This window comes from Cupriavidus alkaliphilus (assembly GCF_900094595.1).
Taxonomy (GTDB): Bacteria; Pseudomonadota; Gammaproteobacteria; order Burkholderiales; family Burkholderiaceae; genus Cupriavidus; species Cupriavidus alkaliphilus.
The window spans coordinates 112735-125253 of record NZ_FMAD01000004.1 but is presented as its reverse complement, the minus strand read 5'-3'; the positions used below and the strand labels follow the sequence as shown (position 1 = coordinate 125253).

Below are 12519 nucleotides of genomic sequence, written 5' to 3'. Positions count from 1 at the left end.
CGGGGAAGTACGGCGCCATGCGTGTCATTACCAGCTGGCGTCGAGCCCCAGGTGGCGCAGCGCTTGATGGCGCAACGCGGTCAGGCGCGGATCGCCGCGATGGCGGGGATAGGGCAGGTCGACCCGGAGCTCGGCCGCGATGCGCGCCGGACGCTGGCTGAACACGATGACGCGCTGCGCCAGGAACAGCGCCTCTTCCACGTCGTGCGTGACCAGCAGCGCCGAGAAGCGCGAGCGCTGCCACAGCTCGACCAGGTCGCTCTGCATGGCCAGCCGCGTCAGCGAATCCAGCTTGCCCAGCGGCTCGTCCAGCACCAGCAGCCGCGGCTCGTTGACCAGCGCGCGCGCCAGCGCCACGCGCTGCGCCATGCCGCCGGACAGCTGGTGCGGGAAGGCGCGCGCGAACGATTCCAGCCCTACGCGGCGCAACGCGTCGTCAACGCGATGGCGCTGCCGGGCGAGGATGCCCTGCGCCTGCAGCCCGAGCGCAACGTTGTCCCAGACACGGCGCCACGGGTACAGCGTGGGATCCTGGAACACCACGATGCGCGACGGATCCGGCTCGGTAATCGGTGCGCCGTCCTGCAGGATGTCGCCCGACGAGGGCTGCTCCAGGCCCGCGACCAGCCGCAGCAGCGTGGACTTGCCGCAGCCGCTGGGGCCGAGCAGGGCGACGAATTCGCCCGGCGCCACGGCGAGGTCGACGTTGTCGAGTACCTGCAGCCGGTCGGCGCCGCTGCCGAACCAGTGGCTGACCTGGCGGATGTCGATGCGGGCGCCGGTCCGTGCTGTCGAGTCATCAACTGCCGCCGCGTTAACTCCCCTCTCCCGCGCGCGGGAGAGGGGAGCTTTCTTCACGCGCGGGAAAGATCCCGACGCTTTCAACCGCTCGACCACGCTCACCATTTCACCGTCCCCTTCTGCCACGACAACACGCGGTCGCGCGCGGCGAACAGCAGCGTGATCACGCCCGAGAACAGCAGCGCCATCACGATCAGCGCCGCATACATGTTGACGTACGAGGCCCAGCCCTGGGCCCAGGTCAGGTACCAGCCCAGGCCGGACTTCACGCCCATCATTTCCGCGGTGACCAGCACCGAGAAGGAAGCGCCGAGCCCCATGAACAGGCCGACAAACACCTGCGGCAGCGCCGCCGGGATCGCCACCCGCAGCACCAGGAACCAGCCCGAGGCGCCCAGCGTGCGCGCGACGTCGTAATAGCTCTTGCTGACGCCGGCCACGCCCGACCAGGTCAGCACCGCCACCGGGAAGGCCGTGGCCAGCGCAATCAGGAACACCGCCGCGGCATAGCTCGACGGGAACAAGTAGAAGGTCAGCGGCAGCAGCGCGGTCGACGGCAGCGGCCCCAGCACGCGCAGCACCGGATGCACCCAGTAGCCGATGCGTCGCGACCAGCCGATCGACACGCCCACCAGGAAGCCCGCGAGACCGCCATATGCGACGCCCAGCCCGAGCAGCTTCAGCGTGTTCAGCGCACTCTCGCCCAGCCGCGGCCAGTCGTCCGCATACACCTCGATCAGTGCCTGCGGCGGCGCGAAGAACGGCGTGGGCAGGATCGCGGTCTTGGCGGTCAGGATTTCCCAGGCCGACAGCGCGACGGGCAGCGCCACCAGCCACGGCCCGGCGGCGCGCAACGCCGCCAGCGGGCGTTGCGCGGCCGGCGCCCGCTGCCCGGCCAGCGCCACCACGGCCAGCAAGGCCGCGCCGGCCAGCGCCGCGATGCCCAGTTCCGCGGTATAGGCCCAGTCGCTAAAGCCCGCTGCCTGGTTGGGCCATTGCCATGTCAGCACACCGAACGCGGCCCACGCCAGCGCGGCGAGGATGCCGGTGGCCCAGATCGGGCCGGCGTGGCGGGATGCGGTTGCGTGCGGTGCGTGCAGTGCGTGCGGTGCGTGCGGCGCGGAGGGCTGGTGCCCGAGGCCTGGCTCGAACGCGCTTTGGCTGGTGGTCATGGCATTACCCCAGTACGTTGGCGTAGACATGCTGCGCCAGGCGTTTGGCATCGGTGGACTTCTTGAGCACGCCGATGCGGCGGAAATCGTCGGCGTAGAACGCGATCTCGTCGCGCAGGTCGACACCGGTCGGGTGGTGGGTATAGGTCAGCGTGGCGTAGAGCTTGCGCAGGTCTTCCGGGTTGATCTTGGGCGAGTACCTGGCGAACACCCGGGCCGCCTCGTTGGGATTCTCGTTGACATAGTCGGTGGCCTGCACGATGGCGCGCGCCAGCGACGTTGCCGCGGGGCGGTCGTTGCGCACCAGTTCGCCGCGCGCGCCGACCACGCAGCACACCTTGCGCGCGTACTCGCCGGTCAGGTTGGTGGCCAGTTCCACGTAGGCGCCGTTGGTGCGCTTTTCCAGCAGGTAGAGATTGGGGTCGCCGTCGGCGATGGCCTGGATCTCGCCCTTGTCGACCGCCACGCCCAGCAGGTCGGCCGGGTACTGGCGCCAGGTGACGTCCTTGTCGGGGTCGATGCCGTGCTTGGCCAGCAGGATGGTGAAGAAGTGCTTGCCCGGCGCCGCCAGGTCGCTGACGCCGACGGTCTTGCCCTTCAGTTGCTGCAGCGTGGTGACGCCCGCGGCCTTCGATCCCACCAGCCGCACGCAGCCGCCGTGCGAGCTGCCGATGATCTTGACGTCGAAGCCGGCTTCGAGCGGCTTGAGCCAGCGGTGGATCATGCCCACCGCGGCATCGGCCTTGCCGGTGGCGATCGATTCCAGCAGCTGGTCGGTCGAGCCGCTGTAGTTGATCAGGTCGACCTGCAGGCCGTTCTTCTCGAAGAAGCCTTTCTCCTGCGCCACCACGACCGGAGTCAGGCAAAAGGAATTCTGGTTCCAGGCAAAGGTCAGCTTGCGCGGGGCGGACCAGGCCTGCCGGCCCAGGATCAGCGCGGGCGCGGCCACGGCCGCGGCGCCGGCAAGCCGCAGCACGCGGCGTCGGCGTGGGTCGGCATGGTTGCTGTGGTTCTGGCTCATGTGGGATTCCCGTCTTCGTGGTGTGGTGTGGTGGGTTGGTGCGCTCAGGCGGCCTGGCGCTGCGTCGCGTGTGCGGCGTCGTGCTGCACCACCAGGGCACGCACGCGCGGGATCAGTTCGCGGCCGTAGTCGATGGCGTCTTCCAGCGGATCGAAGCCGCGGATCAGGAAGGTGGTGACGCCCAGCTCGTAGTAGGCCAGCAGCGCTTGCGCGACCTGCTCGGGCGTGCCGACCAGCGCGGTGGAGTTGGAGCGCCCGCCGGTCTCGCGCGCGATCGCGGTCCACAGGCGCTGGTCGACGCGGTCGCCTTGCCCGGCCGCCGCCAGCAGGCGGCGTGCGCCCTCGCTCTGCTGCGGGCCGCCGCGGCTGTAGCCGGCCTGCACGCGCAGCGCGCGGGTGCGCTCTAGGATGCGGTCGGCGCGGGCCCAGGCCTTGTCTTCGGTGTCGGCCAGGATCGGGCGGAACGATACCGAGAAGCGCACCGTGCGGCCGTGCCGCGCGGCTTCGGCGCGCACCCGGGCGGTCAGTTCGCGTACCTGGTCGAGCGACTCGCCCCACAGCGCGTAGACATCGGCATGCTTGCCGGCGACGGCCAGCGCGGCGGCCGAGGCGCCACCGAAATAGATCGGCACATGCGGCTGCTGCGCGGGCTTGACCTCGGAGAAGCCCTGGGTAAAGCGGTAGAACTCTCCGGCGTGGTCGAACGGCGTGGCCTCGGTCCAGATGCGGCGCAGGATGTGCAGGTATTCGTCGGTGCGTGCATAGCGCTGGTCATGGTCGAGGAAGTCGCCGTCGCGCTGCTGCTCGCTGTCCGAACCGCCGGAGATGAAATGCACGCCCAGGCGGCCGCCGCTGAACTGGTCGAGCGTGGCGATCTGGCGCGCGGCCAGCGTCGGCGCGGTAAAGCCGGGGCGATGCGCCAGCATGAAATGGATGCGCTCGGTCACGCTGGCGGCATAGGCAATGGTCAGCGTTGCCGACGGGCCGGTGGAGTGGTGCGGCACCAGGATGCGGTCGAAGCCGGCCTGTTCATGCGCCTGCGCAAACGCGCGCACGTAGTCGCGATCGATCACCGGACCGGACGGGGGATGGATCTCTGACTGCTTCTGGCTCTGGATCATGCCGATGAAATCGACGCTCATGTGCGCTCTCCTGGAAGTCGGTGTCGGGTTGGTTTAGGGCTGAGGCAGAAAGTACGACAGCGGCGCGCCTGCGCTAACGAATAAAAACGACGCTCCATATTCAATAAGCATCGTTCTCGCCGGACAGCGGCGGCGCTACGCTGGGCGGCATTCGGTGCGCACCGCGCGCTCATCTTTCTCCCGGAGTTCTGTTCCATGTCCCTGACGTCTGCCCTGCGCCGGCTGCCCGGCAGCGATGCGCGCCTTGGCGAGGTGCTGGCGGCGCTGTCCGCGCGCTTTGCCGGCGATGCCGGCGCGCACGATGCCGCGGCGAGCTTCCCGCACGACAACTTTGCGCAGCTGCACGCCCATGGCCTGATTGCGCAGGTGGTGCCGCGCGCGCACGGCGGCGGCGGGGCGGGCCTGGCGCAGGCGCGCCGCATCGTGGCCGCGCTGGCCGGCGGCGACGCCGCGACCGCGCTGGTGCTGACCATGACCTACCTGCAGCACCGCGCGCTCGCCCGCGCCGACTCGCACTGGCCAGCGGTGCTGCGCGAGCAGGTCTTTGCCAGCGCGGTGCAGGAGGGCGCGCTGATCAATTCGCTGCGCGTCGAACCGCAGCTGGGCTCGCCCGCACGCGGCGGCCTGCCGGCCACGGTGGCGACACGCGTGGCCGACGGCTGGCGCATCAGCGGCCGCAAGCTGTACAGCACCGGCATTCCTGCCTTGCGCTGGCTCGCGGTGTGGGCCCGCACCGACGAGCCGCAGCCGCGCGTGGGTGTGTTCCTGGTGCCGGGCCCCGCGTCGGGTATCGCCGGCGTGCGCATCGTGGAGAACTGGAACCACCTTGGCCTGCGTGCCTCGGGCAGCCACGAGACCGTGCTCGACAATGTCTGGATTCCTCCGGACCACGCTGTCGATATCCGTGGGCCATCGGCGTGGGCGCCGGCCGGCGCCAGCCAGGCGGATCTCGATGCCAACGCCGACCAGCAAGCCTGGATGGTGGTGCTGCTGGGCAGCCTCTATGACGCGGTGGCGCGCGCGGCGTCGGCCTGGCTCAACGACTTCGTGCGCGAGCGTGCGCCCGGCAGCCTGGGCGCGCCGCTGGCCACGCTGCCGCGCGTGCAGGAAGCTGTCGGCGAGATCGCCGCGCTGCTGCGCGTCAACCAGGTGCTGCTCGACGACGCCGCGGCGCGCACCGATGCGGGCGCTCCGCCGGCAATGGCCGACAGCGGCCTGCTGAAATTCACCGTGACGGGCAACGCCATCCGCGCGGCGGAGCTGGCGCTGCAGCTGTCGGGCAACCACGGGCTGAGCCGCAACCATCCGCTCGAGCGCCACTATCGCGACGTGCTGTGCAGCCGCATCCATACGCCGCAGAACGATTCGATCCTGCTCGCCGCCGGGCGCGCGCAGCTGGGCCTGTAAGCGCTGCCGCGCCTGCCGTGCTATGTTTGCGGGGCCAGCGCCCCGCTAGAGGGCCGCGCGGCCGGCCCCGGCGGCCGGCAACCACAACGAGACACTCCGGAGCACTCCCATGGGCAGTTCCCCCGATCCCAACGCGCTGGCGCCGCTGCGCGATTTCATCACCGGCCTGGCCGCGCTGCTCGACCAGCATCCCGACGAGTCCCGCATCCTGCGCGAAGGCGGGGCCCTGCTGGCAACGCTGGTCGCGCGCGATGACTGGCTGCCCGAAGCGTGGGCCCGGCCACACCCCGAGTACTACCAGCAGCACCTGCTGCATTGCGATTCCGCCGAGCGTTTTTCCATCGTCAGCTTTGTCTGGGGACCGGGCCAGCGCACGCCGATCCACGACCACACCGTATGGGGCCTGATCGGCATGCTGCGCGGCGCGGAAGATGCGCAGCCGTTTGCACTCGACACCGCCGGCCGGCCGGTTGCCAGCGGCCCGAGCGTGCGCCTGCTGCCCGGCCAGGTCGAAGCCGTGTCGCCGGCGGTCGGCGATATCCATCGCGTCAACAACGTCTACGACGACCGCGTCTCGGTCAGCATCCACGTCTACGGCGCCAATATCGGCGCGGTGCGCCGCTCGGTCTACGCCGAGGACGGCACCCGCAAGCCCTTTGTCTCCGGCTACTCCAACCAGACCCTGCCCAACCTGTGGGACCGCTCCCGCGAACTTGCCCAGTCATGACCAACGTTTCCGCCACGCCGGCCGCGCCAGCCACGCCGGCCTTTCCCACGGTTTCTGCCGAAGCCGTGCGCAGCGCCCTGCGCAACCGCGACGAGATCGCGCTGATCGACGTGCGCGAGGAAGATCCCTTTGCGCAGCAGCATCCGCTGTGGGCCGCCAATTTCCCGCTGTCCCGCCTGGAACTGGACGCGTGGGCGCGCATTCCGCGCCGCGATACGCGCATCGTGGTCTATGGCGACCATGCCGGCGCTGACCTGGCGCCGCGCGCGGCGGCGGTGCTGCAAGGCCTGGGCTATACCCAGGTGCAGCTGCTGGAAGGCGGGCTGCGCGCATGGATCGATGGCGGCGGCGAGGTGTTCCGCGACGTCAACGTGCCGAGCAAGTCGTTCGGTGAAGTGGTCGAAGCCGCCCGCCATACGCCGTCGCTGGCGGCCGAGGAAGTGCAGGCACTGATCGACAGCCGGGCCGATGTGGTGATCGTCGACGCGCGCCGCTTCGACGAGTACCAGACCATGAGCATCCCCACCGCCACCAGCGTGCCGGGCGCCGAGCTGGTGCTGCGCGTGCGCGAGCTCGCCCCTGATCCGCGCACGCGCGTGATCGTCAATTGCGCGGGCCGCACGCGCAGCATCATCGGCACGCAATCGCTGGTGAACGCGGGGATCCCGAACCCGGTGGCGGCGCTGCGCAACGGCACCATTGGCTGGACCCTGGCCGGCCAGCAACTGGACCATGGCGCCAGCCGCCGCGCCCCGGCCGCGGTCAGCGACGCCAACCGCGACAGCGCCCGCCGTGGCGCGCGCGAGATCGCCGACCGCGCCGGCGTGCGGCGCATCGCGCTGGCGCAGTTGGACACGCTGCACTCGCCCGGGCGCACGGTGTACCGCTTCGATGTGCGCACGCCCGAGGAATTCGCCGACGGCCACCTGCCGGGCTTCGTCAATGCGCCGGGCGGGCAGCTGGTGCAAGAAACCGACCACAGCGCGCCGGTGCGCGGCGCGCGCATCGTGCTGGCGGACGACGATGACGTGCGGGCCGGCATGACGGGATCCTGGCTGGCGCAGATGGGCTGGGAGGTCTGGGTGGTGGAACCGGTGGCCGCCTCTGCACGCAGCGAGACCGGGCCGGTCGCCGCGCCGGTGCCGACGCCGGCGCCCGTAGCCAGCGTCGGCACGGCGCAGCTGGCCGCATGGCTGGAGGCCGGCGACGACAGCACCGCCGTGCTGGATTTCACCACCAGCGCCAACTACGTCAAGCGTCATATCCCGGGCGCGTATTTTGTCATTCGCGCCCAGCTGGCCGACGCGCTGGCCCGCATCCCGCGGCCGCGGCGTTATGTCCTCACCTGCGGCACCAGCCTGCTGGCGCGCTTTGCCGCCGCCGACCTGCGGCGCCTGAGCGATGCGGAAGTGTTCGTGCTGGAAGGCGGCACCCAGGCCTGGATCGCCGCGGGGCTGCCGCTGGAGAGCGGCGAGACGCGCCTGGCCTCAGGCCGCACCGACCGCTATCGCCGCCCCTATGAAGGCACCGACAACCCGCGCGAAGCGATGCAGGGCTACCTGGATTGGGAATTCGGCCTGATCGCGCAGCTGGAGCGCGACGGCACGCATGGGTTCAGGGTGGTGTAGGGCGTGGTGTTGTGCTAAGGCTTCAGCATGCCGGGAAAGTGCTCGCGCAGCCAGTGCGACGTGTCGTCGAGTATGCGCCTGGCGTGTTCCAGGGCCAGGCGCATGTCAGGCGCCCTGACGGTGGCAAATCCCGTGTACTTTTCATTGCGGATGGACAGCAGGCCGTCCAACTCGTCCAGCAGGAGTTGGCTGCCACCGATGGACCCGACAAGCCCTTCCAGTGCGATGCGGTGGTGCCCTTGCGCCGCCGTGATCCGGTAGCCTTGTGCGGCAAAGACGGCCAGCGCTGCGAACAGGATTGCATCGTAGGCGGCTTCGAACTTTGTTGGGTCCGACACTCCCTGCACCGTTGTGTCCTGGAACTTCTGCACGGCCGCGCGCAGCAATTCCTGCACCATCTGTTTGTTCTGCATGCGCTCCAGGCGGACGGCCTGAGGCTCATCCAATGTCAGTTGTGCCGGCTTGCGCGCTGCCATAGGCAAAGTCTCCTTTCAAGGCGATAACTGGCTGACCCACCACACCCAGCGCGAAGCTGTTTCCCTCTGCCAGCATCTGCTCAAACTCGGACCTCGAGAATACTGAGGCATGGATTTCCCGTCCGTGCTCGCGCCCGACCGGTTTCAACGCCGCATTGACGCGTACGGCGCTAAGTTCTTCGCCCAGCACCAGCACGTCCAGGTCAGAAGTCGCCTGTTCTTCGCCGCGGGCGACCGATCCGAATATCACGGCGATCTCCACCTCTTCTGGTAGCGCATTCCTGACATCCTCCAGCCCGGCGTCACTGCGGCGGACGATGTCGGTCAGGCCTGCCAGCAAGGGCGAATCGGAGGCGCTATACCGAATGTTTCGGCCGTCCTGCGACCGAATGGCCAGCCCGACCTCGGTCCAGCGCTTAAGCCAATGCGTTACATTTCCCGTGTTGGATCCCGACATTCTGGCCAGTTCGGTGAGCGCGTACTGCTTGCCCGGAGTGAGATAGAGGGCACGCAAAAGTGCCAGGCGCTTTTCGCCACCGAAAAGTTCACCAAGAAGTACGTTGTGCACGGTAAGCCTCCTTTTGCTGCATGATCTACAGCGTTGCTGCATATTATGCACTGACGCTGCAGATCATGCACTGTCACTGCATTTTATGCAGGAGGCTTTGGGCGGGGCGTTTAAGCCGCTTGGTTTCAGGTGAAGATCGTACAAACCAGGGGCTTCGCTGCAGAGCAGATCCTTCTCAAAAGGCGCCAAAGACGCAGGTTCTCTCTACAGCAAGGGAACGAACGTAACGATTCCCTGTCAATCGTAATCGTTCAGTTACAATGCTGTCCTGCAGCATCCCTGGCGGCCGCGAAACACCCCTGGCCCCAGCCGATGCCGCCAAAGCCCCCGACCCAATGCGACTGTTGTTCCTGCTGCTGACTGCCATGTGCCTGTCGCTGCTCTCCTTTGGAGCAGCGGCGGACGCGCGCGCGGCGTTGCCGGGGCCGCAGCAGGCGGGGGTGGACCTGATCGACATGGCGGCGGCCCAGCCTGTCGACGATCTGGGCCGCATCGTGGTGCCCGGCGACGACGGCCTGCACGACGACGATATCTGCGATGACCCGCCCCCCGGGTACTGCAATATCTGGTCGGCCGACCTGCTCGATCCGCTCGACCTGCTCGACGAGATCGAAGAATCCAGCGCGCTCTTTGCGTTGCCGCCAGTGAAGTTCCTGCTGCCTAGCGGCGACGTGGCCCAGCACCCGCCAGGCCGCGCCGAGCCGCCGCCTTCCGCCTTTTTCCGGCCGCCCATAGCCCTGGCCTGACCGCTTTCCTGCGCCCGCACCGTGCGCGCTGCCGCATGCAGCCGCCCAGCCGCGGGCCGCGCCCCTTTGCCTGATATCGCCAGCCTGCCTGCCGCCTGACCGCGCGGGCATGCCGCCGCCGTTGTGCGCCCTGCCGTGATTGCGTCCCCGTGACGGCGTCACCCGGGGCGGGCGGCAGCGTGGCGAGAGGCAGACGTATCGCTTGCTTTCCCGACTCATGACAACAACCAAGCTGACCCTGATCGCGTCGCTTTCGCTGATGGCGCTTGCCGCGGCCCCGGCCCAGGCCGGCGCCCAAGGCGCGACCTCCGCGAAGGCGACAGACCTGGCCGGTGCCGCGCCCGCGGCCCGCGCACCGCTGTCCAAGCCGGCTGCCGCGCCGCTGCCGGGCGCCGCCATCCTGGCGGCCGCCGCCGTACCGAAGACCGCCCCGGCCGGCGCCGCTGCCGCCGGACCCGCTTACTCGCTGCCCCAGCTGCTCGACCTGGCCCAGTCCACCAACAAGGGCGTGGCCGCCGCCGAAGCCAATGTCGACGCGGCCAGCGCCGCCATCAGCAGCGCCCGCGCCTATCCCAATCCGCAGGTCGAAGTGATGTATGGACGCATGTCCGGCAAGCAGCCGGGCGTGGCCAGCGGCAATGCGCCCAGCTACGCGGTGGTGCAGAAGTTCGACTACCCGCACCAGCGCAGCCTGCGCGAAGCCATGGCGACCCGCGGGCTGGAATCGTCGCAGGCGGTGCGGCAGGGCTTCCGCGCCGACCTGGCCGCGCGCGTGAAGACCGCCTATTACGACGTGCTGCGCCGCGAGAGCGAGCTGCACGCCGCCGAGGAAGACCTGGCGATGATGCGGCAGATCCACTCGCGCGCGCGCCTGCGCGTGGAAGTGGGCGAGGCCCCGCGCTACGAGCTGATCAAGGCCGAGACCGAATTGCTGGCCTCGCAAAAGAGCCAGCAGACCGCCGAGCTGCGCGTCAACCAGGCCAAGGCCGCGCTGCGCCAGCAGGTCGGCGGCGCCATGCCGGGGCAGTTTTCGCTGGCGGGCACGCTGGGCCAGTCGCCGGACGTGCCGCCGCTGCCGGCGCTGCGCGACACCATGACCGCCGGCAACGCCGAACTGGTCCAGCGCCGCATGGAGCTGGAGCGCGCGCAGCTGGGTGTCGATTACCAGAAGTCGCTGCGCTGGCCGGAAGTGGCGCTGCGCGCCAGCACCGACCGCCAGCCTGACAACAACGTCTCGCAGATCGGCCTGATCCTGACCATCCCGCTGTGGGACCGCCGCAGCGGCCCGGTGGGCGAAGCCACCGCGCAGGCCACGCAGGCGCGCAGCGCGCTGGAGATGCGCGAGTTCGAGCTGACCCAGGAACTGGAAGCAGCCTACCGCCAGTACGAGATCAACCAGGCCCAGGTGACGGCGCTGGAGTCGGGCATCGTGCGCGAGGCCGAGTCGGCGCTGGGCGTGGCCGAGGCCGCCTACCGCTTCGGCGAGCGCGGCATCCTGGACTACCTCGATGCCCAGCGCGTGCTGCGTGGCGCGCGCAATGAGCTGATCGCCGCGCAGTATGACCTGCAGCTGGCCGCGATCCAGATCGAAAAGCTTATGTCGACCGCCCCTGGCGCCACCGCTGCCCCCGGCCTGCAGCCGACGTCCAACATCGAACAGAAATAACCATGCGTCCCAATTTCCTGCTTTCGCTGACGGCCGCCGCCGTCCTGACGTTCAGCCTGGCGGCCTGTTCCGACAAACCTGAGCCCGTCGCCGAGGCGCCCAAGCTCCCGCCCGGCGTGATCCAGCCCGAGGGCAACCTGCAGAAGGGCCTGAAGGTGGCCCCGGTGGCCAGCTCCCCGTTCAGCGAGATGCTGCGCGTGGCCGGCCGCATCGATTTCGACGAGCAGCGCGTGTCGCGCATCGGCGCCAGCGTGACCGGCCGCGTGACTGACCTCTATGCCACGCTGGGCCAGGAAGTGAAGGCCGGCCAGGTGCTGGCGCGGCTGCACAGCAGCGAGCTGGGCGCGGCGCAGATGGCGTTCCTGAAGAGCGAGGCGCAGACCGAGCTGCAGGGCCGCAACGCCGAGCGCGCGCGCCAGCTGTTTGCCGCCGACGTGATCGGCCGCGGCGAGCTGCAGCGCCGCGAGAGCGAACTGGCGATTGCCTCGGCCGAGATGCGCGCCTACCGCGATCAGCTGCGCGTGCTGGGCATGTCGGCAACCTCGATCGCGCAGCTGGCCAAGAGCGGCAGCATCAATTCGCACTCGCCGGTGTATTCCAGCATCAGCGGCACCGTGGTCGAGCGTAACGTGGCGCAGGGCCAGGTGGTGCAGCCCGCCGACGCGCTCTACACCGTGGCCGACCTGTCGCGCGTATGGGTGGTGGCCGAGGTGCCCGAGCAGCAGGCCGCGCAGGTGGCCGAAGGCCAGAGCGTGGAGATCGAGGTGCCATCGCTGGCCAACGGCGCCGGACGCCAGACCATTACCGGCAAGCTGATCTACGTGGGCCGCACGGTCAGCCCGCAATCGCGCACGGTGCTGGTCCGCACCGAGCTGGAAAACCGCGATGGCCGGCTCAAGCCCGCCATGCTGGCCAGCATGCTGATTGCCGGCAAGCCGGTCGACCAGCTGGTGGTGCCGGCGGCGGCGGTGGTGCGCGACGGCAATGACGAGCTGGTCTATGTCGAGATGCCGGGCAACAAGTACCGCCTGACCCGCGTCAAGCTGGGCGCCGAGAGCGACGGCATGCGCGTGGTCCAGAACGGCGTGAAGGCCGGCGACCGCATCGTGGTCGAGGGCGCCTTCCACCTGGACAACGAGCGCAAGCGCCTCGAACAAGGGTAATC

12 protein-coding genes are annotated in these 12519 nt (G+C 69.3%); 6 read left to right on the top strand and 6 right to left on the bottom strand.

The annotated features are described in order from the left end of the window. Positions 1–27: 27 nt before the first annotated feature. Genes GA0116996_RS09940 through GA0116996_RS09925 form a run of 4 tightly spaced genes read right to left on the bottom strand, consistent with a single transcriptional unit; the run spans position 28 to position 4136 of the window. Positions 28–906, bottom strand: a complete 879-nt coding sequence (locus tag GA0116996_RS09940; protein ID WP_183299228.1) for an ABC transporter ATP-binding protein — start codon at positions 904–906, stop codon at positions 28–30. Further along, positions 900–1973, bottom strand: coding sequence for an ABC transporter permease (locus GA0116996_RS09935; RefSeq protein ID WP_092310109.1), 1074 nt, complete (start codon positions 1971–1973; stop codon positions 900–902). Before GA0116996_RS09935 ends, GA0116996_RS09940 begins: the two co-directional genes overlap by 7 nt. Positions 1974–1977: 4 nt before the next feature. Further along, positions 1978–2994, bottom strand: a complete 1017-nt coding sequence (locus GA0116996_RS09930; protein ID WP_092310106.1) for an ABC transporter substrate-binding protein — start codon at positions 2992–2994, stop codon at positions 1978–1980. A gap of 44 nt (positions 2995–3038) precedes the next feature. Continuing rightward, positions 3039–4136, bottom strand: coding sequence for an LLM class flavin-dependent oxidoreductase (locus GA0116996_RS09925; RefSeq protein ID WP_092310103.1), 1098 nt, complete (start codon positions 4134–4136; stop codon positions 3039–3041). Positions 4137–4331: 195 nt separating this feature from the next. On the opposite strand from GA0116996_RS09925, the gene GA0116996_RS09920 reads away from it, so the two are divergent. From GA0116996_RS09920 to GA0116996_RS09910, 3 genes are all read left to right on the top strand, one after another. Next, positions 4332–5543, top strand: a complete 1212-nt coding sequence (locus GA0116996_RS09920; RefSeq protein ID WP_092310100.1) for an acyl-CoA dehydrogenase family protein — start codon at positions 4332–4334, stop codon at positions 5541–5543. Positions 5544–5652: 109 nt separating this feature from the next. Then, entirely contained in the window at positions 5653–6270 is a 618-nt protein-coding gene (locus GA0116996_RS09915; protein ID WP_092310097.1) for a cysteine dioxygenase family protein, read from the top strand. Then, positions 6267–7898 (top strand): rhodanese-related sulfurtransferase, encoded by a 1632-nt coding sequence (locus tag GA0116996_RS09910; RefSeq protein ID WP_092310094.1) that lies wholly within the window; start codon positions 6267–6269, stop codon positions 7896–7898. Before GA0116996_RS09915 ends, GA0116996_RS09910 begins: the two co-directional genes overlap by 4 nt. 14 nt (positions 7899–7912) lie before the next feature. On the opposite strand, the gene GA0116996_RS09905 is transcribed toward GA0116996_RS09910, so the two are convergent. Both GA0116996_RS09905 and GA0116996_RS09900 read right to left on the bottom strand, forming a co-directional pair. After that, entirely contained in the window at positions 7913–8374 is a 462-nt protein-coding gene (locus GA0116996_RS09905; protein WP_141693724.1) for a hypothetical protein, read from the bottom strand. Then, the gene (locus GA0116996_RS09900; RefSeq protein WP_167355490.1) at positions 8337–8942 is read right to left on the bottom strand and encodes a nucleotidyltransferase domain-containing protein; all 606 of its coding nucleotides are present in this window, start codon (positions 8940–8942) and stop codon (positions 8337–8339) included. Before GA0116996_RS09900 ends, GA0116996_RS09905 begins: the two co-directional genes overlap by 38 nt. 335 nt (positions 8943–9277) lie before the next feature. Between GA0116996_RS09900 and GA0116996_RS09895 the strand changes: the two genes are divergently transcribed. From GA0116996_RS09895 to GA0116996_RS09885, 3 genes are all read left to right on the top strand, one after another. Further along, positions 9278–9688 carry a cobalt-zinc-cadmium resistance protein gene (locus GA0116996_RS09895; protein WP_092310085.1) on the top strand — a complete coding sequence of 137 codons (411 nt, stop codon included), beginning with the start codon at positions 9278–9280 and terminating at the stop codon, positions 9686–9688. A gap of 217 nt (positions 9689–9905) precedes the next feature. Further along, positions 9906–11354 (top strand): TolC family protein, encoded by a 1449-nt coding sequence (locus tag GA0116996_RS09890; RefSeq protein WP_092310082.1) that lies wholly within the window; start codon positions 9906–9908, stop codon positions 11352–11354. Positions 11355–11356: 2 nt separating this feature from the next. Then, complete coding sequence (locus tag GA0116996_RS09885; protein ID WP_092310079.1) at positions 11357–12517, top strand: efflux RND transporter periplasmic adaptor subunit; 1161 nt, start codon at positions 11357–11359, stop codon at positions 12515–12517. Positions 12518–12519 lie beyond the last annotated feature (2 nt).

Excerpts from the sequence above, each read along its gene's own strand:
- GA0116996_RS09895 (WP_092310085.1), top strand. The coding sequence starts at position 9,278 with ATGCGACTGTTGTTCCTGCTGCTGACTGCCATGTGCCTGTCGCTGCTC.
- GA0116996_RS09885 (WP_092310079.1), top strand. The coding sequence starts at position 11,357 with ATGCGTCCCAATTTCCTGCTTTCGCTGACGGCCGCCGCCGTCCTGACG.
- GA0116996_RS09915 (WP_092310097.1), top strand. The coding sequence starts at position 5,653 with ATGGGCAGTTCCCCCGATCCCAACGCGCTGGCGCCGCTGCGCGATTTC.
- GA0116996_RS09920 (WP_092310100.1), top strand. The coding sequence starts at position 4,332 with ATGTCCCTGACGTCTGCCCTGCGCCGGCTGCCCGGCAGCGATGCGCGC.
- GA0116996_RS09940 (WP_183299228.1), bottom strand. The coding sequence starts at position 906 with ATGGTGAGCGTGGTCGAGCGGTTGAAAGCGTCGGGATCTTTCCCGCGC.
- GA0116996_RS09935 (WP_092310109.1), bottom strand. The coding sequence starts at position 1,973 with ATGACCACCAGCCAAAGCGCGTTCGAGCCAGGCCTCGGGCACCAGCCC.
- GA0116996_RS09910 (WP_092310094.1), top strand. The coding sequence starts at position 6,267 with ATGACCAACGTTTCCGCCACGCCGGCCGCGCCAGCCACGCCGGCCTTT.
- GA0116996_RS09930 (WP_092310106.1), bottom strand. The coding sequence starts at position 2,994 with ATGAGCCAGAACCACAGCAACCATGCCGACCCACGCCGACGCCGCGTG.
- GA0116996_RS09925 (WP_092310103.1), bottom strand. The coding sequence starts at position 4,136 with ATGAGCGTCGATTTCATCGGCATGATCCAGAGCCAGAAGCAGTCAGAG.
- GA0116996_RS09905 (WP_141693724.1), bottom strand. The coding sequence starts at position 8,374 with ATGGCAGCGCGCAAGCCGGCACAACTGACATTGGATGAGCCTCAGGCC.
- GA0116996_RS09890 (WP_092310082.1), top strand. The coding sequence starts at position 9,906 with ATGACAACAACCAAGCTGACCCTGATCGCGTCGCTTTCGCTGATGGCG.